We start from the raw sequence: 22,864 nt of genomic DNA on the forward strand, positions 1-22,864 counted from the left end.
GTCCTTATTTTTTTTTGGTTGCCATTGATTGGGTTATTCTATCTAGAATGATTGCTAATAAAACAATCGCTAGACCGCCAACGGTGGCTAGACCAATATCGAGTGTATTCAAGCCGAGAACGACAGGTGCCCCGAGGCCACCTGCGCCAATCATAGCGGCAATCACCACCATGGAAAGCGACATCATGATGGTCTGATTAAGGCCCGCCATGATGGTCGGCAGAGCGAGTGGTATCTGAACTTTAAGCAAAACCTGCGAACTTGTTGCCCCAAAGGCGAGCGCAGCCTCGACCAACTCTGGATGCACCTGCCTGATACCAAGACTCGTCAATCTGACGAGCGGTGGCAAGGCAAAAATTATGGTTGCCAGAACACCGGCTGTATTGCCAATGGAAAAAAGCATCACTATGGGTACCAGATAAACAAAGGCTGGCGTTGTCTGCATCGCGTCCAAAACTGGCCGTAGAATGTTATTCACACGATCACTGCGACCCGCCCATATGCCAAATGGCACCCCAACAACGGTGCAGAACACAACTGATGAAAAGACCATGGCAAGGGTTATCATGGTTTCTGGCCAAAACCCAAGTAGACCGATGAGAACTAATGATGCGACCGTAAACCCCGCAAGTTTAAAACCTGAAACCCGCCAAGCAATAATGGCAAACACCACAACAACAAGGAGAGGCGGAGTTGCCAATAGACCGTCCGATACGCCGGACAGAATAAAATCTACTGGCCACTTGATCATTTGGAAAAACCATCGATATCCTTCAACCAACCAGTCAACAAAACTGGTGATCCAAACATCCAAAGGAATCACTCTTTCATCAAAACTGAACATTATATAAAACTCCTGAAGAAAGTATTCTAGGGTGCTGACTGCTCAAAATAGGTCCCCTTCTCTGCACGATTCAAGGTGCGAAGGAAGAGGTTTTTAGAAACAACGCCGCGATATCTACGTTCTGAATTTACTACCGGAATAGGCCAAGCATGTGATGCTACCAGTGGCAAGATATCCTGGAGACTATCGGTTTCCTGAACTGATTCTGCATCGCCCAGAAAAGCATGTTCAAGTTTGCTAGTACCATTACCTTTATCAATAACGTCGCGCAGTGAATCTGAAGAGACAACACCCAAAAACCGATGTTCTGAGTCAAGAACATAGGCAAATTCTCGATCTTTCATGCTCAACATTTCCAAGGTGGCTCGCGGGCTGCCTGCTTTAGTATGCCAGACGACAGTTGGCTGGCTATCGCGAACAATGTCCCCGGCGGAGATAACACCGGTTGGATCCACGCCCCGGAAAAATGCCCGGACATAATCGTCAGCAGGGTTCTGCAGAATCTCTTCTGGCGTCCCCACTTGAATGACTCGCCCGCCCTGCATAATGGCAATTCGGTCACCGATCCGTAATGCTTCGTCTAGATCATGGGAGATAAAAATGATAGTGCGCTCATGCCGATCTTGGAGTTTCAGCAGTTCATCCTGCATCTCTGTTTTGATAAGAGGATCAAGCGCCGAAAAGGCTTCATCCATGAGCAGAATTTCCGGATCTACAGCGAGGCCACGCGCCAATCCGACCCGCTGCTGCATACCACCACTTAATTCATTTGGATATGCATTCTCCAAGCCTTCAAGTCCGACTTGTTTCAAAGCATCTAGGGCTCGCTCCTCACGCTCTTTTTTATCCATACCATCAAGTTCGAGGCCAAATGCAGCATTCTCCAACACTGTCTGATGAGGCATAAGAGCGAAGGACTGAAAAACCATGCTGGTTTTACTTCTGCGAAACCTTACCAGCTCATCCTTGCTCATTTTGAGAATATCTTCACCATCAACTAACACCTCTCCAGATGTTGGTTCAATAAGCCTGTTCAGCATTCGTACGAGCGTTGATTTTCCTGAACCGGACAGACCCATAACGACAAAAATTTCACCTTTATTCACTTCAAAGCTTGCACCCTGCACAGCAACAGTAAGTCCTGTCTGTTCGTAAATTTCTTCTTTGCTTTTCCCTTGTTCCAGTAACTTTACCCCTTTGCGAGGCTCGGAACCAAAAACCTTATAGAGGTTTTTTATAACTATTTTTTCCATATCATTTTCTTCCATTACGCTCATTTACGTCGCTCTGCTTTATTGCACAAACTCTACATAAAAAGCACATGAATAGATCCTGCGAGGTTAAATATTTACGGTACATTTGCTAAATATTTTTGTATACAATAATCCCTAACCGACCTATTTGTCAATGTACACTTCCCCTTGAAAAATTGTAACAACTTGAAAATAAAGAATTTAATCCGGTAATGCAAGGCTATTATTTGGTTGATATAAGGCTATTCCTTGGTTAATTTAAGGATATTTATTGGTTAATCTGAGGATATTTATTGGTTAATCTGAGGATATTTATTGGTTAATATAAGGGTGTAATTTGGTTAATATAAGGGTCTTACTTGGTTAACTTAGCTGCTTACATATTATGTTAATTCCTACATATTATTATAGTTCATATTCTTTATAATGCCTCTTATTGAGAGGGAATAATTATTGAAAAGTGATGTGGTTTTTCTAACAACAAAGTATTGGAAAGTAGAGAACTGAGGAAGCAAGATGAAGACAGAGTATGCGAACAAAAACTTATCATAAATTAACCGATAGCTTGTGTTAGTTACCCAATCAAAGTGTACTGCGGATCATGGATCCGCAACCGAGTTATCCAGAGTCTAAACAAGATAGCAGCTTGGCAGCGTATTCATCCGCTAGGGTAAATCGTTTTCTAAGGTGATTATATTGGCCCATTAAGCGCAATTTCATCCACAATGTGATTATGATGAGTACTGCTTTAATTGAGCTTTTTTGTTCTTTGAAGAGAGCTCAACAGCCACATCATTAAGCCGCCGGTAAATAACCCATCTCGTTAGGCAGTGCACCTTGTGCGATAACCATGCCGTCCACCCAAGGGCCGGAACATTGCACTCAAGCACCGATCATGACCTGATCATTTGGCGATATATCCAGCAGTAATGTTTGAATTAATGCGGCTAATCCTACACTGCAGCCAATAAATAAAATCAGCCTATACAATAACCAAATATTATCGTAGGCACGGACATAAGCGAGGGGAAATATAATGGAACTCACTATTGCGATTCCGGTGATGTTTAAGGCAGCAATATCGGCCGCAAGTACTATAGCGGCACCACAATAAACTCCGAGAGGTAGACCACTTAAAAAACGAAATACAATTGGCTGTTCAAGTGATGTCGCCATGGCACTTAAGCCATTAGAGATAAACATTAATATCAGAAAACAGCTAAAAATGGCGTTTTTTATGGTAGCCGTGATCAGCATTAAAATGGGCATACCCAACGGCCCTATCCCGTAAACACTAATAGCACAACCACTCTGTGATGATGAGGAGGAAAATGTTTCGTTGATTTATGGCAGCATTGGCATCATCGAAGACGCCGATAATCCCAAAAGAAAGGTGCTTAACGCTAATGCCAGCAAAATGGCGCTAGGCCCCTGTGTCAGGATTGTTGGGGACGTCCATCTCATCACCCATTCTTCTAATCAATAACACAGTCTTTTTCAGCATTGATTGCGATAGCCTTGCGAGGCTTTCAAACACTAAACTTAAATGACATTTATCAATAGATTGAGTCTAGCTAAAGAAATGTGTGGTATGGCTAATTAAAACTAGGACGCTCTCTTTCCACTTAACATCCCTTACTTTTTATTTTAAAACTTTAGTTTCAAACTTAATTGCCATTCTTCACCAAAGTCTTTCTGAATACGTGAATTGATATAAAGGGTAATCGCCATAGCTATCAATGCGCCAAGACTTGCCAACGCCATATCTTTATGTGCATCCCAAATATCGCCCTGCGTCCCCAAATACGCCATCCCTAGGTCTCCACCAAATGTCTCTGCGGCGCCCCACTCAACCAGTTCATATAGCATCGAGGTTGCCATAATGAGATTTAAAGGAGCAAGATAGCTCCAAAATCCTTTCATACCAGCAATTCGGCAATACAACTCTCTGATAGGGGATGCCAATAAAAGGCCGTATAAAAGATGAATCAATCTATCAAAATTATTCCTGGTCCATCCCATATATTCATTAAGGCTAAAATTAAAATACGACGTTAAAAATGCATCATAAGGAACATTAGAATAAGTATAATATGAACCTATTTCATGTAGGCTCATAAATACAAATATAAAACCATAAGAGACTCTCGATAATGGACATTTCTTATAGGATATAGCAATAAGGATGACAGATACGACGACCAGTACATTCTCAAGCGCCCAATCGGCTCGATCATAAGGCGATATAGAAAGTACTAAGCATTCAATAGCAAAGATGATTGAAAGGATTAAAAAATATTTTTTATGTTTCATATTATGTTTAGTCATTGTGAATTAAAGTCTTTTTATAGGGCTGCTAAAGGTCAGCTGTAGACTCCTTCCGACCCAATACCATCTTAAATCTGGGGTTCAATACCGAGTCTTAACACCACAAGCAGGAGGACAAGAAACACCTAAGGTTAATATCAGATTAGCTGGTTTTTTATGCTATCACGATATATTGACAAGACTAATGTTTACTTGCATCAATGGATTGCTCAATCCATTTATACGCAAATAATGAAAATATTATGCTTTTTCATTTAACAATAACTCCTTTGAACGGTATTCGCCGTGTATATTTCACAATCTCAAGCAAAATTGATGGTTTAACGCTAAGAATTAAACCTTAGGCATGCTAACACGTTCAAAATATTCGAATAAAAAAGTAAAGCATTAATGTTTGTGGTTACTTTCATGCCGATTGAACCTTTGATCGAGACGCACAGTGTCACCAAACAGCTAAACAACAAACCGTCGCTGCCCATCTCCATTTCGACAGAATACAAATAGGCCCAAGTTGTTAAACTTGGGCCTATTTACAGGTTATTTTAAACGGGTGATTACCTTATGTAGAACCCTGATTACTTAGCTAGATTGCGCAATACATAATGCAAAATACCGCCATGTTGGTAGTAATTGAACTCATTGGGGGTATCAATACGGATTTTCGCTTCAAACGAATCTTGCTTACCCGCTTTGTCGGTCGCAGTTACCTTGACTGTTTTCTGACCAGCACTCACGGCAGGAATACTGAATTGCTCTTCACCAGTGAGGTTCAGCGACTCTGCACTGTCATCTGGCATAAACTGCAAAGGTAAAATACCCATTCCAACCAGGTTCGAGCGATGAATACGTTCATAACTTTGGGCAATGACCGCTTTAACGCCCAACAGTGCGGGCCCTTTGGCTGCCCAGTCTCGTGAGCTACCCGTGCCGTATTCCTTACCGGCAAGCACGATGCAAGGAGTGCCCTGTTGTTGATAGTGCATAGCAGCATCAAAAACTGTCATCGACTCACCATTAGGCATCAAGCGTGTCCAGCAGCCCTCAGTACCCGGAGCCAGCAGATTTTTCAGTCTGACATTGGCAAAGGTTCCGCGCATCATCACTTCATGGTTTCCGCGGCGCGAACCGTAAGAGTTAAAGTCCTTAATGGCCACACCAGCCTGTTGTAAATAGTCTCCAGCAGGACTGTTTGGGGCAATAGATCCCGCAGGTGAAATATGATCGGTCGTGACCGAGTCACCCAATTTGAGTAAACAACGGGCATTGTCGATAGCCATTATTGCTGGTATCTCAGCGCTGATCCCGTCAAAGAATGGCGGTTGTTTAACATAGGTGGAATCCGGCCAATTATATTTCTGACTCTGCACCACTTCTAACCCTTGCCAGTCGGCATCGCCACTGTAAATATCGGCATAACGGGACACAAACATATCGCTTTGCACCGCGCTGGCCATGACCTGTTGGATTTCCTGATTATCCGGCCAGATATCTTTTAAATAGACGGCCTTACCATCAACATCATCGCCAAGTGATTCGCTGACCATATCGGCCTTCATATTACCGGCCAGTGCATACGCCACCACAAGGGGCGGCGATGCCAGATAATTAGCTTGTACTTCAGGATGAATACGGCCATCAAAGTTACGATTACCCGATAACACAGAACACACCTTCAACCTGCCCTGCTGTATCGCTGCGCTGACGGGCTGAGGTAAGGGTCCGGAATTGCCAATACAGGTAGTACAACCGTAGCCAACTAACTGAAACCCTAAGGCATCCAAATCGACATTGAGACCCGATTTGATTAAATAGTCTGTCACCACCTGCGAGCCAGGTGCAAAACTGGTTTTCACCCAAGGCTTGACCTGCAAGCCTTTTTGGCGGGCATTTCTGGCCAATAATCCGGCGGCGATTAACACTGATGGATTGGAGGTATTAGTACAACTGGTAATCGCGGCAATCACCACCGCCCCAGCTTCGAGGACAAAGTCCTTATCTCGATACTGGCAGGCAACGCCTGTGTTGCCATCAGCGACCGGCGCAGAGGGACCACCTTCGCTTGACAGTTCATCTTTACCTACAGTTTCGATTTGATTAACAGGGATCTGGCTGTCCAGCCACTGACGGAAACTGACGCCCGCTTTATCAAGTGCAATCCTATCCTGCGGCCTTCTTGGACCGGCGATAGAGGGCACAATACTGCCCAAATCTAATTGTAAACTGTCGTGATAACAGGCTTTGTTCTCAGATGCGCTGCCCCACATGTCCATCTCTTTAAGATAAGCCTTTATGAGCTCGATCCGCTCAGGATCACGACCAGTAAGGGCTAAGTAATCTACAGTTTGCTGATCGATCGGGAAAATACCACAGGTGGCACCGTATTCAGGGGCCATATTGGCAATGGTCGCCCGATCGGCTAAGGTCAATTGATCGACACCGGCACCAAAAAATTCAACAAATTTTCCTACTACCCCAAATTCACGTAATTGCTCGGTGACCGTTAAGACCAGATCGGTGGCCGTAACCCCTGCAGGTAACTTGCCGATAAATTCAAAGCCGACAATCTCAGGTAGCAGCATGGTAACGGGTTGACCTAACATGGCGGCCTCAGCCTCAATGCCCCCCACGCCCCAACCCAGTACGCCCAAGCCGTTGATCATGGTGGTATGAGAATCTGTACCTACCAAAGTGTCGGGGTACAATAAGTTATCTTCATCTTCTTTGACAAAGACCACCCGAGCCAAATATTCTAGATTGATCTGATGCACGATACCGCGCCCTGGCGGCACCACTTTAAAGTTGTCAAAGGCCTGCTGACCCCAACGCAGAAACTGGTATCGTTCACGGTTACGCTCGATTTCGATGGCGGTATTTTTTTGCATCGCACCGGTTTCGGCAAATACATCGACCATGACGGAATGGTCAATAACCAGCTCCACCGGATTGAGTGGATTAATAGCATCAGCATTACCCCCTAATGTTTCGATAGCATCACGCATCGCGGCCAAATCGACCACAGAAGGTACACCGGTAAAATCCTGTAAAATGACCCTAGAGGGCACAAAAGCGATTTCAGTTTCTGACCAGTTATCCAGATCCCAGCGTGCCAAGGTATCGATATCCTCTGGCTGGACAAATTCCGAATTCTCATAACGCAGAAGATTTTCTAACAATATTTTTGCCGCAAAGGGTAAGCGGGATAAGTCATAGTGTTCGGCTAATCGGTCAAAGCTATAATAGCGGAAATTTTTTCCATTACTTTCAAGCTGTTTCAATAATTGCATCGAATTTTTCATCACTGATCTCCCAGTAAACGTTTAGTGGCACTTCATGCTAAGCTTAATTAACACCCTAACATATCCACATCAAAATCGACGCGGAAAATCCTATGAGCAAGATGCGTATAGAACATGACAGTATGGGTAATATCCAGGTACCAGAGGATGTTTATTATCAGGCGCAAACTCAACGCGCGCGGGATAACTTCCAGTTTTCTGAACGGCGTTTTCCGGTAGCGGCGTTACTCGCCTTACTCGATATAAAATTAGCAGCAGCACAAGCCAATAGCCAGCTCGGCTTGCTTGATAGCACCATGGCAACAGCCATTCAGCAAGCCATTACTGCCAGTAAACAGCTTGATTTTTCGCAGCATTTCCCGATTGACCTGTTCCAAACGGGCTCCGGCACCAGTTCTAATATGAATGTTAATGAAGTGATTGCCAGCCTCGCCAGCGACATTTTGCAGGCAGAAGTTCACCCCAATGATCATGTCAATATGGGTCAAAGCAGCAATGATGTCATACCTGCCTGTATTCACATCAGCACAGTTCGGCGTTTAAAGTGGCAACTGCATCCGGCCATTATGGCTCTGAGTGACAGATTGCAGCATTTGGCTGTGCAGCATTCAAATTTGGTCAAAACGGGTCGCACCCATTTAATGGACGCCATGCCCATCACCCTAGGTCAGGAGCTGCAATGTTGGCAACAACAACTCAACAGTGCTCAAGATAGGATCCAGCAGGTGGAACTGACCTTGAATTATTTACCCTTGGGCGGCACAGCCGTCGGCACGGGGGTTAATTGTGATCCACGTTTTGCCGAACTGGCTTGTTACTACCTGCAAATGCAAGATCCGCATCCCTGGCAAGCGGCGGCAAACCCGGCCTTGTATATGAGTAGTCAAGATCACACTCTAGCCATGGCTTCGGCGCTCAAAGGATTAGCGGTTACCTTAATGAAAATCGCCAATGATTTACGTTGGATGAATTCTGGCCCTATCGCCGGATTACACGAAATTAGCTTAACGGCGCTGCAACCGGGCTCATCGATAATGCCCGGCAAGGTCAACCCTGTGATCCCCGAAGCCATAGCCATGATTGCCGCTGAAGTGATGGGTAATGAAGCTACCATAACCATCGCGGCTCAATCGGGTAATTTTCAGTTAAATGTCATGCTGCCACTGATTGCCGATAAGTTGCTATCCAGCATCGATTTATTGACCCATGCCTGCCAAGCCATGACAGACAAAGTGTTTGCCGAGTTTCAACCTAATGTCGATAATTTAACCCAAGCATTGCAGAAAAACCCCATTCTTGCCACCGCACTCAATTCAGTACTGGGCTACGATATGGCCGCTAACATTGCCAAGCGTGCTGATGCAGAGCATAAATCTGTTTTAGAAATTGCACTTGAAGAAACCGAACTGGGCGAAAGTGAACTAAAAGCCATACTCGATCCCTTGCATCTGGCAAAACCCCATCAATAACAGGTATGAATAGGTAATAACGATTGGTAACAATAGCGAAGGAAGTAAACACCTAGGGGAAACCTGCTGTGAGGAGCCTCATGCAAGGTGTTGAGGGCGCGAGAGGTTAAATAACTCCGGCTACCCGTTTATGACAGTTTATTCTTTGTGCCTAGATTCTTTTTCAGATTTTCTCCAGGCATCCTCGAGGGTTTTATATGAATCCAAGAACCCTTTTTTCATCTGGTCCCACGAATTGGCAGAACTGGTTTTCATGCTGCCATACCATTGGGCAACTTGATTGCGTTGCTTGCGAACTACCCTAAGATTCTCTCGAGCTTCCTTGCGCGCGGCCTCGCTCATTTTGTCCCAGTTTTGATCAATCGCCGCCTCCAGCGTATCGATACGTTTATCCAGTTTATTCAGGCCCTCTTTTGCTTTTATAACCGCCTCATCTCTTTTATCAGCAGTATATGAGTCGATGGCGGCAAGCAAATCCTGCGTTTCTTTTTTAACCTCTTCTAATGAAGTATTGGCGTTTTCCGTTTGGGCATAACCTAATGGAGTCACACCCAATATGCCGATCAATATCAATGCAAAGACGTGTGATTTCATTTTTAACCGCCTAAATGATTAGCAGCCATAGTGAAGGATGTTTACTTGAATCTTGAAGTCGCAGACTTAAATGCATGACCAAGAGAATCCCACGCACTATCAATACCGACTTTAAGGTCCTCCCAAGCATCGTCACTCGCGTTCTTAAGCTCGGTAAGCTTATTGGTGGCAGTTACCTGCATAGCTTGCAGTTCCTCAATTTTCTTATAGTATTCAAGTTGTTTATCAGCTGCTGCACCGTCGGCTTTTGCTCTGAGTTTGTTGATCTCCGCACTCCACTCGTCTAATTGTGCCTGTAATTTCTTTTCGTATACTTGTTTCATACTCATCATTACGTTCCTGTTAATAAATGGATTAATAAATGGGTTAATAACCCATTTATACTACTAATGTGTCGAATTTTTCGCTTTCACCCCCTTTACTTTTACAGGCATGAAAGTTAAATGATATGACGTCTAAAAAAGCATATTAGTTTTTAATGGCATCGTCAAACAATCACCTGCCCATATTTATTAAGCTCTACAATGCTTTTATTGGCTTTCACTGCCTCAATGATAATGCCAACAAGCGATCAAATAATACAAAGGTTTAAATGGTTTTAATGTTAGCGGCCTTGCTTCAGTCTTTGAGTCAACAAAAGTATTCCATACTGAAGAGGATTGACCTCAACGATCTATGCCATTTTCATCAAGAATAGAATGGATCATTTTTCGAACCTGCGCCCTTATGGCATCATGCTGGGTTCGTTCATGCCAAATTTGAAACACATTGACAGTCGATAGTTGTACTGGACTATTAAAGCGCTGTAAGTTAGCAAATTGATCCATGGCCTGATCGGCAACTGAATCGAGACAAGTCAATATAAAATCTGATTGACTCACTATCTGTGCAGGGATCATAAAGCTTGATATACCAGAGATAACATTTCTCTGTTTTCCCATCAGTGACAAGGCTTTATCAACAACACCATTGAGATCTCCCGTGAGCGTGGTCACGATATGCTTGCATTCTAGGTAGGCATCGAGGGAGAGTGTGTCACCAATGATTGGATGGTCTTGTCTGGCTAACACATTCAATCGTTCTTCTTTTAACTTTTGCTGATAAAAAGTACTGGGGAGATCTGAGTAAAATCCAGCAATCGCGATATCACATTGGCCATTTTCTAGCATTTTTCTGGGCAATTCCCCCTGGGTATTATGAGTCACAATCTGCACAAAAGGCATGATTTTTTGAATTTCAGATAGCAATTTAGGTAGCAGGATGCTTTCCATATAATCGGTTGTATAAATATGGATCACATCTTTCACTTTATCTAAAGGAACGTCTAATTCAGATTGATAAAAGTGTTCTAGCTCACTCACCAAGCGAGATATTTGTGGGGCAATAGCATGCGCCTTGGGGGTTGGGACTAGGCCTTTTATTCCCCTAACGAATAAGGGATCGTCAAACTCCTTTCTTAACTTATTGAGCCTGTGGCTCAGTGCGGGTTGGCTTATCGCCAATCTTTCTGCGGCTATCGAGGCGAGCCCTTCTTGATACAAAATCTGAAACAAATAGAGAAGGTTAATATCACGATTTCTAATATTCATATTTTGGAACTCAGTTATAAATTATATTCAATTTTTAATTATATAGATTAGATCTAAAATGCACACGAGTTAAATAACCGCTTAGCTGAGGACAAAAAGTGAATACGCTTCAGCACAAAGACTCACTCTCAGCGCTATTGTTTATTTGACGCTTGAGCAAGTAACAAAAGGCTGTGATTCACTGACTATTTGAGCTTGCGATGATGCGGTTGATACTATGATAATACTTATCTTTGAAGCCAATAGACGCTTTAGCTATAAAATAATTGCCATCGTCGACATCGACAAACACTGGGCAAACTCAAGATAACTATCACTCATGCTCAACAGTAAATCGTTATCGTTTTAGCAACAGCTCCTGACGGTCACATAATGGTTCTGATCCAAAGAGACAAATCTGAAAATAACGCTAAAAGGTTTTAAAAAATGATAAATAATTTATCCAAGGTTTTGCCAATGCAAAAAACGTTTACGGGCCTACTACTGACACTCGTAGTTTCAGGTTGTGGTTTATTAGAAAACACCAATACCGACCAAAACGTCGAAAAGGCAGCCACTCTTGCTCAGCTAGAAACCGTTCTTGAACTGCCTTTTCGCCCTGGTAATGTGAGTGCCACAAAATCCGGTAGAGTCTTTGCCACAGTCCACCCCTTTGCTGGTGAACAAGGTATACAACTACTGGAGGTGACGGGGCCAAACAGCTATCAACCTTGGCCATCAAGCAAGGTGCAGTCCCCAAAAGGCCAATACAGTGAAAATACCATTGATACACCACTGGGTATCACTAAAGATAAGCAAGGCGGTTTGTGGATCGTAGACATGGGACTGCATATCGGTAAAACCCGAATTTGGGGTTTTGATATCGACAGTGGTGAATTAATCAGCAAAATTGTTCTGCCAACGGATATCGCACCTGCTAACAGCTTTGTTCAGGATTTAGTGGTAGACCGTGAAAGAGGTTGGGTTTATTTAGCCGATTTGGCCAATCCCGGCATACTCGCGGTGGAATTGGCAACCAATAAGGTCCGACGTTTTGGCAACCACCCATCATTAAAGCCCGAAGTTAACGCTAAAATGGTGATTAATGGTCAAGCCGTCATGTTTGGCGGTAAGCCAGCCAACACAGGCATCAACCCAATCACCTTATCTGCTGACGGAGAAACATTGTTTTTCGGTGCAATGAATGGCAGAACTTGGTATAGCGTACCGGCTAAATTGTTCCGTGATGGTGTCGCCGATGACGTTATTGCCCATCATATTACACGCGTAGGTGAGAAACCGATTTCAGACGGTGCCACAACGGATAGCTTTGGCAATCATTTCATTACTAACTTAAATGAAAATGGCATCGATAAGTTGAGTGCTAACGGAGTGCTTACCCCACTTATCAGAGATGCTCGCCTAAATTGGCCAGACAATGTATCGGCTGATGATAACGGCTGGCTCTACATTTCAGTCAACCAACTACACAAATCTCCGCGCTTTAGTGACGGAGCGGATATAGGCAAAGCGCCATATTATATTTACCGTGTATGGGCGAATACTCAATAAATTCTGTCGCCTTTATTATCTGAATGCTCGACGAAACTTAACATTAATCATTCAACCTGATGGATTAATGTTATCGAATCCACACCATTTTATAGAGTATTGACCATAACGTTAGCCTCGCTAATGAGATTAATAGTGAGGCTTTTGTAAATAGGCCTCAATTACATACATGTTTGTGAGCGAGCGATAGCCAAGCTCACTGATGCACAAAATGAGGCGACCTTTCAAAAATATATCAACGTCTCTTTAGGTGAAAAAATGGACAAAAAATTAATTATTTTAGCAAGAATTGAAGCTAACAACGACAAAGTCGAACAGGTTAAAGCTGAGCTATTAAAGCTAATTGAACCCACGTTAAAAGAAACGGGCTGTATTCAATATCACTTACACCAAGACAACGAAAAACCTAGCGTATTTGTATTCTATGAAATATGGGAAAGTCGAGCGCTTTGGCAGCAACACCTGAACAGTGTTCACATTCTTGAGCATAGAAGTGCCGTCGATGGTGCTATTTCATCTTTTACCTTAAATGAAATGACTCATTTATAGCATTTTATATGCAGTTAACTTATTCAAATTAAAGACTTTAGTGACACAATATCATTAGGAATAAAAGCGCTTAACCTAAGTTAATGATATATAACCAATACAATTCGATTACATTATCAAGTACAAGCGTAAATCAATATGATTTGAGACAGCAATATGGTTTTAGACATCAATAAGCCAGAACATGTTCTCTAACCTAATGGGTTTAGATAGTGCAGATCTTTGGCGGTATCCACTCTAGAATGCCCCAAGATAAACTAAACTGCACGGATGTTCTTTGTTCGGCGCCACGACTGTGATGTTGATAAAAATGAAAATGTAACACATAAAAAAGCCAGTCGGAGTGGCCGCTGGCTTGATAACATAGTCGATAAAATGTAGTGCTAATCACATAAATTAGCGCCTAAAACGTCTGGAACCAACGCTGAATTTGTTGAGGATCTTTGCTTTGGGTTAAAGATAGCATCAACAGAATACGGGCTTTTTGTGGATTAAGATTGCCTGCAGCGATAAAGCCATATTTGTCATCATCTATCTCGGCATCAAGAGTCGTAGCACCCGTTGGTACGCGGCTAGAGCGAACAACTAAAATCCCTTTTTTACTCGCCTGAGCTAACGTGTCGAATATAGAGTGGTACATGTTACCGTTACCCACACCAGCACTCACTATGCCATCAAATCCCGCTTCAACCATAACTTTGGCGGGTAAATCACTGGCATTAGCGTAGTTATAAACGATGCCTACCTTTGGTAGCTTGTCGAGTTTACTGATATCAAAAGGCGTTTGAGTCGTATGTTTACGCTCAGTGTTGCCCATGTATTCAACCTTACTGTTATGAAGGACGCCAAGTGGACCAAAATTAGGCGCAGCAAAGGTGTGCACTCCGGTAGTATTGGTCTTAGTCACATCGCGGGCGTTAAGTACGGTATCGTTCATTACGACTAAAACACCTCGGCCTTTAGATTCAGGGTTAGCAGCGATGGCAACCGCGTTATAAAGATTCATCGGACCATCGGCACTCATCGCGGTTGATGGACGCATTGCACCAACGAGTACGACAGGCTTATCGCTCTTAACAGTTAGATTCAAAAAATAGGCGGTTTCTTCTAAGGTGTCGGTACCGTGGGTAATGACGATGCCGTCGACGCTTTTATCGGCCAGTAAAATATTAATCCGCTTGGCTAAAGCTAGCCAAACTTTATCGTTCATGTCCTGTGAACCGATTTTAACCAGTTGCTCACCTTGGATATCGGCAAGTTGTTTCATCTCTGGCACAGCCGCAATTAAACTATTAACCCCCACCTCTCCAGACTGATAAGTAGACTCAGTGGCCGACTGGCCCACCCCAGCAATAGTCCCACCAGTGGCAATAATGTGTACCTGTGGAAGTGCCTGCGCCGCAGAGGAGATAAATAACCCCAAGGTGACTGAAAGCAAGAGCTTACGCATAGAAAATTTCATCTTTGTATCCTTTTATTCATTATAAACGCCCCACAGTTTGCACTATTATTTAAGTATCACTGTGACAGTTCTCACTAAAATAGAATAACAATATTGGAGCAAAAAATTTAATTTATTAATAATTAAATACAAATTAACTTATCTGTTCTTTACTAAAAATCACTAATAACATTCAATATTAACGCTAAGGTAACATAGTAGGATGATTAACCTTATAATACCAATTTAATTAATATTTTCTTTATTAAAAAAATCTAATAGACCGACATTAAATAACAACATCCGATTAACACCGTTGATTGGTTAATACTAAAATATATATAATGATGAATCTATTCTTTATTAAACAAACCTAATAGACCTGCATTAAATAACAACATATGAGTAACACCGCTGATTGATTAATACTAATAATATATATCAATTAACCTCTCATTTATTAAGAAAGCCTAATTGTCTTGTATTAAATAACAACATTTGAATAACACCGCGGATTGTTTAATACTAAAAATATATTCTGATTAACCTATTATTTATTGAGTAAACCTGATAGGCCAGCATTAAAATGACAACGTTTGATAGATTAACACTAAAATATATATGATTAATCTATCCTTTATTATGCAAACCTAATAGGCTTGCATTAAATATCAACATTTGAATAACACGATCTATTTATCAAACCTCAAATACATCTTGATTAACCTATTCTTTATTAAAATATCTAATGGATCAAAATAAAATTAGTTGCTTACTAAAATTGTAACTTTATACGGTTATTTATTTAATAAAACTTTGGATAACTATTTCACAAGTTAATAAATAAAATAACAAAATATCATCTAATTTATATCAAGACGTAATAGCTCACACAAACTTATCTAGTTGAGATACTTATCTAACAACTAAAAAAAACCTTCCATTTCTGGCGTTTAAGTGATCTTCATCGATATTGAGCTACCTCTAAAAGAGTAATCTTCAATTCAATAGTTAAGGAGACGATTCTCCTTTATGTTTTCGAAGAGTAATTTTCATGTGTAACTTAAATTTATATACACATCCCCAACTCTAAGGTCGAAAATATATCTTACTATTAACTAGATTTAATAGGACCGAAATGAAAGATACTAATAACGTACGGATCGAAGAAGACTTATTGGGTAATAAAGAAGTTTCCAATGAATTCTATTACGGAATACACACATTACGTGCCATCGAAAACTTTAAACTAAGTAATCAAAAAATTTCCGATGTCCCTGAATTAGTTCGAGGCATGATGCTGACAAAAAAAGCGGCTGCCATGGCTAATAGCGAATTGGGTGTCGTTAACCCCGAAATCGCCGATAAGATTATTGAAGCCTGCGATCTGATCCTCACAACAGGGCGATTCGTCGATCAATTCCCAGTCGATGTTTATCAGGGTGGCGCTGGAACTTCGGTGAACATGAATACCAATGAGGTATTAGCCAACGTAGCATTAGAACTCATGGGGCTAGAAAAAGGCCGTTATGATGTCATCAATCCTAATGACCATGTTAATAAGTGCCAATCGACCAACGATGCTTATCCAACGGGTTTTAGAATTGCAGTGATCAACAGCACTGATACCCTATTAGACGCATTAACCGATCTCATCAGTGCTTTTGATACTAAAACCAAAGAATTTGAGACCGTCTTAAAAATGGGCCGCACTCAGTTACAAGACGCTGTGCCTATGACATTAGGCCAAGAGTTTCATGCCTTTGCTGTCACGCTGCGAGAAGAGATTAAATCCATCAAGCGTTGCCAAGAATTATTACTCGAAGTGAATTTAGGCGCAACGGCCATTGGTACGGGTCTTAATACCCCAGAAGGTTACTCCTCACTAGCCATTAAACGTCTGGCGGAAATAACTGGACGCAACTATGTGCCAGCAGAAGATTTGATTGAAGCGACATCGGATTGTGGCGCCTACGTCATGCTACACAGTGCTATTAAGCGTATGGCCATTAAAATGTCCAAAATCTGTAACGATTTGCGCTTGCTTTCATCGGGTCCACGTACCGGTCTCAAAGAAATCAATTTACCTGAGTTGCAAGCGGGTTCATCTATCATGCCCGCCAAGGTCAACCCTGTGATCCCAGAGGTCGTTAATCAGGTCGCCTTTAAGATTGTCGGTAACGATATCACTATTACTATGGCCGCCGAAGCGGGCCAATTACAACTTAACGTAATGGAACCTGTCATTGGTCAGGCGATGTTTGAGTCACTCAGCCTTATGGGCAATGCCTGTGTCACGCTGCGCGAGAAGTGTGTTGAAGGGATCACTGCTAACCCAGAAATCTGTATGAACCATGTGATGAACTCCATCGGCATCGTGACTTACCTTAACCCAATTATCGGCCACCATGAAGGTGACATTATCGGCAAAATTTGCGCCCAAACGGGTAAAAATGTTCGCGAAGTGGTGTTAGAGCGCGGTTTATTAACCGTTGAAGAACTCGATGAAATTCTCTCGGTTGAAAATCTGATGCATCCTAAGTTTCAGGCTAAACGAAATACTAGCAAAACCAAAATGTAACTCAGTGGGGCTGGGGGATCCTCCTCAGCCCAAACTCAATTATTCAACAATAAGCCGGTGCATAACTGACACTTAGATATACATTGGCAATTAACAACAAAACAGAGTTAACACTATGATTATATTAGAAATAATTATCGTACTTGGGTCTATTTACCTAGGTGCAAGAATGGGTAGCATGGGGATCGGCTTCGCTGGCGGTCTCGGGGTACTGATACTGACGATGGGACTTGGACTGACACCGGGGACGATTCCGATTGGTGTGATCCTAATTATTATGTCGGTAATCACCGCCATTGCAGCCATGCAAGTATCGGGTGGGATGGACTATCTCGTCTCACTGGCAGAGAAGTTATTACGTAAACATCCAAAACAAATCACCTTTCTGGCACCTGTCGTCACTTACTTTATGACACTCTTTGCGGGAACGGGCCACACAGCATTTTCAACCTTACCTGTTATTGCCGAAGTGGCTAAAGAACAAGGTATACGTCCATCTCGTCCCCTCTCTATTGCTGTTGTAGCATCCCAAGTCGCCATTACCGCCTCACCTATTTCGGCGGCAGTTGTGTTCTTCTCTGGCATCCTAGAACCTTTTGGAGTGGATTATTTAGTACTCCTAGCCATATGTATCCCTTCAACTTTTATCGCCTGTATGGTCGGAGCCGTAGTAGCCAATTTAATGGGTAAACCACTCGCTGAAGATCCTGTCTACCAAGATCGTTTGGCCAAAGGGTTAATCAAAAAACGCGATGCTACCCACCTCAACATTAAAACTGGCGCTAAACGTTCAGTGATGATTTTTTTAACAGCGATTGCGGCAGTGATGATTTATGCCACTGCAATTTCGGAAAAAGTGGGATTAATTGTTGATCCTGTTTTGCCTCGTAATGCAGCCATCATGGTGATTATGCTAACAGCGGCTGCGGCTATCACCATTTTTTGTAAATTAGACGCAAGCGAAATTTCTGATGCTGCCACCTTTAAATCAGGTATGTCTGCCTGTGTTTGTGTATTAGGCGTTGCGTGGTTAGGAGATACTTTTGTTTCTAATCATATTAATGAAATCAAAGACCTTGCAGGAACCTTACTGCAGAGCCAGCCTTGGTTATTGTCGGTAACCCTGTTCTTTGCTTCTATGCTGCTCTATTCACAAGGGGCCACGACTAAAGCGCTGATGCCTGCAGCCTTAGCCATTGGAGTGAGTCCTCTAACTGCCATCGCATCTTTCGCCGCTGTAAGTGCGCTGTTTGTATTACCTACCTATCCAACACTTTTGGCTGCTGTTGAGATGGATAATACTGGCTCAACTCGGATTGGTAAGGCAGTATTTAACCATCCATTCCTGATCCCTGGTGTGGTGACGATTGCGACCAGTGTGTTATTGGCCTTCCTGTTTGGCGGCATGATTTTATAGCTCAATTTAAAGCAAAATAATCGACGGGCTAATGCCAACAACTGGATTAACCCGCTTATTTTAATCTGTATCTATAGACTTTGTTTTGGCGTAATGCTTGCGCAATTACATCATGACAAACCTTTTAAGTGGTGAATTAATGTCAACAAAAACGCGTGTTCCAACCGCCATAAATGGCGGACCATTTGGGCAAGCTTGGTCGGCGAGAGCCGACGGTTTACAAAGTTTGACCGGTATTTTACTGGGCGCTTTCTTATTAGTGCATATGCATTTTGAGGCAAGCATTTTATTAGGCAAAGAAACCTTCTTTCGTGTCGTGCAGTTACTGGAAGGTAGCATGTTTAGTTCTACGGGGCATGGCTTCCAGATAGTGACACAAATCTTTTCGGTCTTTATTTTAGTGTTAGTTGTCGTTCACGCAGCACTGGCATTACGTCGTTTTCCGGTGCAAATAGGACAATGGCGGGCACTGCGTGGCTTTATGTCCAATATAAAACATAAAGATACTCGAGCATGGTACTGGCAGATGATCACTGGGTTCGTGTTATTTTTCTTAGTATCCGCGCACCTTGGGACTATGATTTTGAATCCTGAAATTGGTCCACACCTCTCGGCCGAACGAGTCTATGATGGCCACGCTTGGCTCTTATATATCGTCTTCCTTCCGGTCGTATTAGTACATGGCATCATTGGGTTATACCGCGTGATATTAAAATGGGGAATAAGCAGTAACCGTCCCCTCATCCGCAAAATAGCTCAGATTTTGATCATCTATTTACTCTGTTTAGGCTCATTAAGTCTAATTACTTACATCTCTATTGGCAGTGAATTATTACATCCAGTACAGCCATTTATGCCTAAGTAATAGACATGCTAAGGGTGACGCTAAGTGTGATTGCATGGCAACAAACAGCCATAACAAATAACGATATGGGCGCACCCATTCCTTTTCGCAAGGCGAAACTAACACACAGATCATCCTCTAACGGTAGGTGCATCACATCTATCGTAGGGGAGTGCAATGATAAATCCATACATATTATCTAAATTATTAGATAAGGAGTTGATTTGAAACTTATTTATACAGACTCATTAGTTATTGGTGCAGGACTAGCGGGCCTTAGAGTCGCAATTGCCACCAAAGAGCAAGGGCTAGATACACTGGTATTATCGCTTATTCCCGCGAAGCGTTCACATTCAGCGGCAGCTCAAGGCGGAATGCAAGCGAGCCTTGGCAACACAGTTAAAGGTATGGGTGACAACGAAGACATACACTTTCAGGACACGGTAAAAGGTTCTGACTGGAGCTGTGACCAGGATGTGGCACGTATGTTTGCCCACTGCGCACCCAAAGCTATACGTGAAATGACCAACTGGGGAGTGCCTTGGTCTAGAGTTTCTGCTGGTCCGCGCGATGTGATCATGAACGCGAAAAAGGTGACCCTACATGAAGCCAAGGAGGCCCATGGCCTCATCAATGCCCGTGATTTTGGCGGCACCGAAAAATGGCGAACCTGTTATACCGCCGATGGTACAGGTCACTCATTACTGTATGCGGTAGATAACCAAGCGATATCTATGGGTATTCCGGTACACGAACGGATTGAAGCCCTGTCATTGATCCATGACGGTAAGCGTTGCCAAGGAGTTATAGCACGTTGTTTAGTGACGGGTGAGCTGCGCGCCTATGTGGCCAAATCAACCACGATTGCCACTGGCGGTTACGGCAAAATTTATGAAATTTCAACCAATGCCACCATTTGCGAAGGTATCGGTCAAGCATTAGCACTCGACACAGGTGTCGCGACCTTAGGCAATATGGAAGCGGTACAGTTTCATCCCACGGCAATCGTCCCCGCGGGGATCCTTACCACTGAAGGTTGTCGTGGTGACGGCGGCATATTACGCGATAAAGACGGTCATCGCTTTATGCCAGACTACGAGCCTGAAAAAAAAGAACTCGCCTCCCGAGATGTGGTATCACGCCGCATGACGGAACATATGCGCAAAGGTATGGGTAACGACAGTCCTTACGGTCCACACCTCTGGCTAGATATTACCATTCTAGGGCGTGAGCATATTGAAACCAATTTGCGCGAAGTAAAAGAAATTTGTGAATATTTTCTGGGAATTGATCCCTGTAAAGAGTGGATCCCTGTTAGACCAACCCAGCATTATTCCATGGGCGGAGTCCGTACCAATGCCACAGGTGAAAGCCCACAACTTAAGGGACTATTCAGTGTCGGAGAAGCCGCATGTTGGGATATGCATGGTTTCAATCGTTTAGGTGGTAATTCTGTTGCAGAAACCGTAGTGGGTGGCATGATCATCGGCCAATATGTAGCGGATTTTTGTCAACAAAATTCCTTAGAAATTGATACTGCTCTCACCCAACAATTTATCGATAAATTACAAAACGAGATCGATAATTTAGTCGATGGTAACGGCACAGAGAATCCCTTCCAATTAAAGAAAGAAATGCAGCGGGTCATGATGGACTATGTCGGTATTTTCCGAAATGGTCCCGAGCTAGAGAAGGCCATTAAAGAGCTTAAAGCATTACTTGTTCGCACAAAAAATCTTGGCCTTAAGTGTAAAAAACGTCATTCAAATCCCGAATTGGTTGAAGCTCTGCGCGTCACCAGAATGTTGAGAGTAGCCTTAACGGTCGCCTGTGGAGCCGCAGCCCGCACAGAAAGCAGAGGAGCCCATTCGAGGGAAGATTACCCACAACGTAATGATAAAGATTGGCTCAACCGAACACTGGCCACTTGGCCAGATGCCGAGTCACTGGAACCCGTATTGCATTACGAAAATCTCGATGTGATGAAAATGGAGTTACCACCGGGATACCGTGGTTACGGCAACGATAACACTATCGCCCATCCGGACACTGAAAAACGGAACCAAGAGATAAGCAAGGTGATCGCAGAGCTAGGCGGCAACCCAGATAGAGAGACGCTGCAACAAGCCCTGATGCCATATACGCTACCTAGCCATCTACAGCCATCCAATGAGCGTCTTAGCGATACTTTAGCGGTCACGCCATCTCAACCAGTAGGAAATAAACCATTATGAGCCGTCAAATCAGCTTTAATATCTTCCGTTTCGATCCGCAAGATGGCCAAGACAAGCCAAAGATGGAACGTTATCAATTGACCGAAACAGATGGTATGACAGTGTTTATCGCATTAAATCAACTGCGCGAACAACAAGATAGCTCGTTACAGTTCGACTTTGTCTGTCGAGCGGGTATTTGTGGTAGTTGCGCCATGGTGATTAATGGCTTGCCAACGCTTGCCTGTCGAACCTTAACGGCGAATTATCCTGACGGTGAAATCACCTTAATGCCCCTGCCCGGCTTCGAACTGATTGGCGACTTATCCGTAAACACGGGTAAATTTATGCGTGAATTAGCCGAAAGATTAAAACTATGGCTGCATCCTAAACCCGATGACCAAGACATGCACCGCCTTGAAAATCCAATGGCGCCCGAAGAAGCTGCGCGGATTTATGAGCTGGAGCGCTGTGTCGAATGTGGTGTCTGCGTCTCCGCATGTGCCACAAAACAAATGCGTGAAACCTTTGTAGGCGCAGTAGGTCTGATGAAAATTGCCCGTTTCGAAATGGATAGCAGAGACAACCGCAGCGCGGATGATTTCTACCATGTTATAGGAAATCAAGATGGCGTATTCGGTTGTATGACACTGTTAGGCTGCCAAGATAACTGCCCTAAAGATCTACCTCATATGAAGCAAATTGCCTATTTACGCCGAAAAATGGCCTCGACAATACTCTAACCCTAAGCCCCTTTAATCAATATCCCGCTGTGGTTTGGCTGGATTGATGAGGGTGACACAACGCCAAAATTGCTGACAGGCCTCCCCATCTGCCAGCAGCCGATATGAGGGGCCTTGGCATTTTAGCTAGGCTCCCCTACTCAAGCACTATC

16 protein-coding genes and 1 pseudogene are annotated in these 22,864 nt (G+C 43.2%); 8 read left to right on the plus strand and 9 right to left on the minus strand.

Annotated features, from left to right (window positions below):
- Positions 1-4 precede the first annotated feature (4 nt).
- The 5 genes and pseudogenes from CXF80_RS12570 to acnA form a co-directional block, all read right to left on the minus strand.
- Positions 5-844 (minus strand): ABC transporter permease, encoded by an 840-nt coding sequence (locus tag CXF80_RS12570; RefSeq protein WP_101033190.1) that lies wholly within the window; start codon positions 842-844, stop codon positions 5-7.
- Between the two features lie 26 nt (positions 845-870).
- The gene (gene proV, locus CXF80_RS12575; RefSeq protein WP_101034765.1) at positions 871-2,097 is read right to left on the minus strand and encodes a glycine betaine/L-proline ABC transporter ATP-binding protein ProV; all 1,227 of its coding nucleotides are present in this window, start codon (positions 2,095-2,097) and stop codon (positions 871-873) included.
- 748 nt (positions 2,098-2,845) lie between these two features.
- A pseudogene (locus tag CXF80_RS12580) lies at positions 2,846-3,561 on the minus strand (hypothetical protein).
- A gap of 183 nt (positions 3,562-3,744) precedes the next feature.
- Positions 3,745-4,410, minus strand: a complete 666-nt coding sequence (locus CXF80_RS12585; protein WP_232772098.1) for a DUF2238 domain-containing protein — start codon at positions 4,408-4,410, stop codon at positions 3,745-3,747.
- Between the two features lie 590 nt (positions 4,411-5,000).
- Positions 5,001-7,721, minus strand: coding sequence for an aconitate hydratase AcnA (gene acnA, locus CXF80_RS12590; RefSeq protein WP_101033192.1), 2,721 nt, complete (start codon positions 7,719-7,721; stop codon positions 5,001-5,003).
- 92 nt (positions 7,722-7,813) lie between these two features.
- Between acnA and CXF80_RS12595 the strand changes: the two genes are divergently transcribed.
- Positions 7,814-9,190 carry a lyase family protein gene (locus CXF80_RS12595; protein ID WP_101033193.1) on the plus strand — a complete coding sequence of 459 codons (1,377 nt, stop codon included), beginning with the start codon at positions 7,814-7,816 and terminating at the stop codon, positions 9,188-9,190.
- Between the two features lie 138 nt (positions 9,191-9,328).
- Here CXF80_RS12595 and CXF80_RS12600 read toward each other — a convergent pair whose 3' ends face one another.
- The 3 genes from CXF80_RS12600 to CXF80_RS12610 form a co-directional block, all read right to left on the minus strand.
- Entirely contained in the window at positions 9,329-9,784 is a 456-nt protein-coding gene (locus CXF80_RS12600) for a hypothetical protein (protein ID WP_101033194.1), read from the minus strand.
- A 41-nt stretch (positions 9,785-9,825) separates the two neighbouring features.
- Positions 9,826-10,107 carry a coiled coil domain-containing protein gene (locus CXF80_RS12605; RefSeq protein ID WP_232772099.1) on the minus strand — a complete coding sequence of 94 codons (282 nt, stop codon included), beginning with the start codon at positions 10,105-10,107 and terminating at the stop codon, positions 9,826-9,828.
- Positions 10,108-10,449: 342 nt separating this feature from the next.
- Positions 10,450-11,373: a LysR family transcriptional regulator gene (locus CXF80_RS12610; protein WP_101033196.1), complete on the minus strand. Its 924-nt coding sequence runs from the start codon at positions 11,371-11,373 to the stop codon at positions 10,450-10,452.
- Between the two features lie 456 nt (positions 11,374-11,829).
- Between CXF80_RS12610 and CXF80_RS12615 the strand changes: the two genes are divergently transcribed.
- Together CXF80_RS12615 and CXF80_RS12620 are read left to right on the plus strand one after the other, a co-directional pair.
- On the plus strand, positions 11,830-12,924 hold the full coding sequence (locus tag CXF80_RS12615) for an L-dopachrome tautomerase-related protein (RefSeq protein WP_101033197.1): 1,095 nt from the start codon (positions 11,830-11,832) through the stop codon (positions 12,922-12,924).
- A 258-nt stretch (positions 12,925-13,182) separates the two neighbouring features.
- Entirely contained in the window at positions 13,183-13,473 is a 291-nt protein-coding gene (locus CXF80_RS12620; RefSeq protein ID WP_101033198.1) for a putative quinol monooxygenase, read from the plus strand.
- A 403-nt stretch (positions 13,474-13,876) separates the two neighbouring features.
- On the opposite strand, the gene ansB is transcribed toward CXF80_RS12620, so the two are convergent.
- Positions 13,877-14,935, minus strand: coding sequence for an L-asparaginase 2 (gene ansB, locus CXF80_RS12625; protein WP_101033199.1), 1,059 nt, complete (start codon positions 14,933-14,935; stop codon positions 13,877-13,879).
- Between the two features lie 1,117 nt (positions 14,936-16,052).
- Here ansB and aspA point away from each other — a divergent pair.
- From aspA to CXF80_RS12650, 5 genes are all read left to right on the plus strand, one after another.
- Positions 16,053-17,495 (plus strand): aspartate ammonia-lyase, encoded by a 1,443-nt coding sequence (gene aspA, locus CXF80_RS12630; protein ID WP_101033200.1) that lies wholly within the window; start codon positions 16,053-16,055, stop codon positions 17,493-17,495.
- 115 nt (positions 17,496-17,610) lie between these two features.
- The gene (locus tag CXF80_RS12635) at positions 17,611-18,912 is read left to right on the plus strand and encodes an anaerobic C4-dicarboxylate transporter (protein WP_101033201.1); all 1,302 of its coding nucleotides are present in this window, start codon (positions 17,611-17,613) and stop codon (positions 18,910-18,912) included.
- 139 nt (positions 18,913-19,051) lie between these two features.
- Positions 19,052-19,777, plus strand: a complete 726-nt coding sequence (locus CXF80_RS12640; protein ID WP_101034766.1) for a fumarate reductase cytochrome b subunit — start codon at positions 19,052-19,054, stop codon at positions 19,775-19,777.
- A gap of 203 nt (positions 19,778-19,980) precedes the next feature.
- Positions 19,981-21,990 (plus strand): fumarate reductase flavoprotein subunit, encoded by a 2,010-nt coding sequence (locus CXF80_RS12645; protein WP_101033202.1) that lies wholly within the window; start codon positions 19,981-19,983, stop codon positions 21,988-21,990.
- A complete protein-coding gene (locus tag CXF80_RS12650) occupies positions 21,987-22,712 on the plus strand; it encodes a fumarate reductase iron-sulfur subunit (protein ID WP_101033203.1) in 726 nt (241 codons plus the stop codon). Before CXF80_RS12645 ends, CXF80_RS12650 begins: the two co-directional genes overlap by 4 nt.
- Positions 22,713-22,864: the final 152 nt, after the last annotated feature.

It is taken from the genome of Shewanella sp. Actino-trap-3 (assembly GCF_002836275.1).
Lineage (GTDB): Bacteria > Pseudomonadota > Gammaproteobacteria > Enterobacterales > Shewanellaceae > Shewanella > Shewanella psychromarinicola.

Coding starts and splice junctions, on each gene's coding strand:
- CXF80_RS12620 (WP_101033198.1), top strand. CDS start 13,183: ATGGACAAAAAATTAATTATTTTAGCAAGAATTGAAGCTAACAACGAC.
- CXF80_RS12605 (WP_232772099.1), bottom strand. CDS start 10,107: ATGAAACAAGTATACGAAAAGAAATTACAGGCACAATTAGACGAGTGG.
- proV (WP_101034765.1), bottom strand. CDS start 2,097: ATGGAAAAAATAGTTATAAAAAACCTCTATAAGGTTTTTGGTTCCGAG.
- CXF80_RS12595 (WP_101033193.1), top strand. CDS start 7,814: ATGAGCAAGATGCGTATAGAACATGACAGTATGGGTAATATCCAGGTA.
- CXF80_RS12610 (WP_101033196.1), bottom strand. CDS start 11,373: ATGAATATTAGAAATCGTGATATTAACCTTCTCTATTTGTTTCAGATT.
- CXF80_RS12650 (WP_101033203.1), top strand. CDS start 21,987: ATGAGCCGTCAAATCAGCTTTAATATCTTCCGTTTCGATCCGCAAGAT.
- CXF80_RS12635 (WP_101033201.1), top strand. CDS start 17,611: ATGATTATATTAGAAATAATTATCGTACTTGGGTCTATTTACCTAGGT.
- CXF80_RS12585 (WP_232772098.1), bottom strand. CDS start 4,410: ATGAAACATAAAAAATATTTTTTAATCCTTTCAATCATCTTTGCTATT.
- aspA (WP_101033200.1), top strand. CDS start 16,053: ATGAAAGATACTAATAACGTACGGATCGAAGAAGACTTATTGGGTAAT.
- CXF80_RS12640 (WP_101034766.1), top strand. CDS start 19,052: ATGTCAACAAAAACGCGTGTTCCAACCGCCATAAATGGCGGACCATTT.
- CXF80_RS12600 (WP_101033194.1), bottom strand. CDS start 9,784: ATGAAATCACACGTCTTTGCATTGATATTGATCGGCATATTGGGTGTG.
- CXF80_RS12615 (WP_101033197.1), top strand. CDS start 11,830: ATGCAAAAAACGTTTACGGGCCTACTACTGACACTCGTAGTTTCAGGT.
- CXF80_RS12570 (WP_101033190.1), bottom strand. CDS start 844: ATGTTCAGTTTTGATGAAAGAGTGATTCCTTTGGATGTTTGGATCACC.
- ansB (WP_101033199.1), bottom strand. CDS start 14,935: ATGAAATTTTCTATGCGTAAGCTCTTGCTTTCAGTCACCTTGGGGTTA.
- acnA (WP_101033192.1), bottom strand. CDS start 7,721: ATGAAAAATTCGATGCAATTATTGAAACAGCTTGAAAGTAATGGAAAA.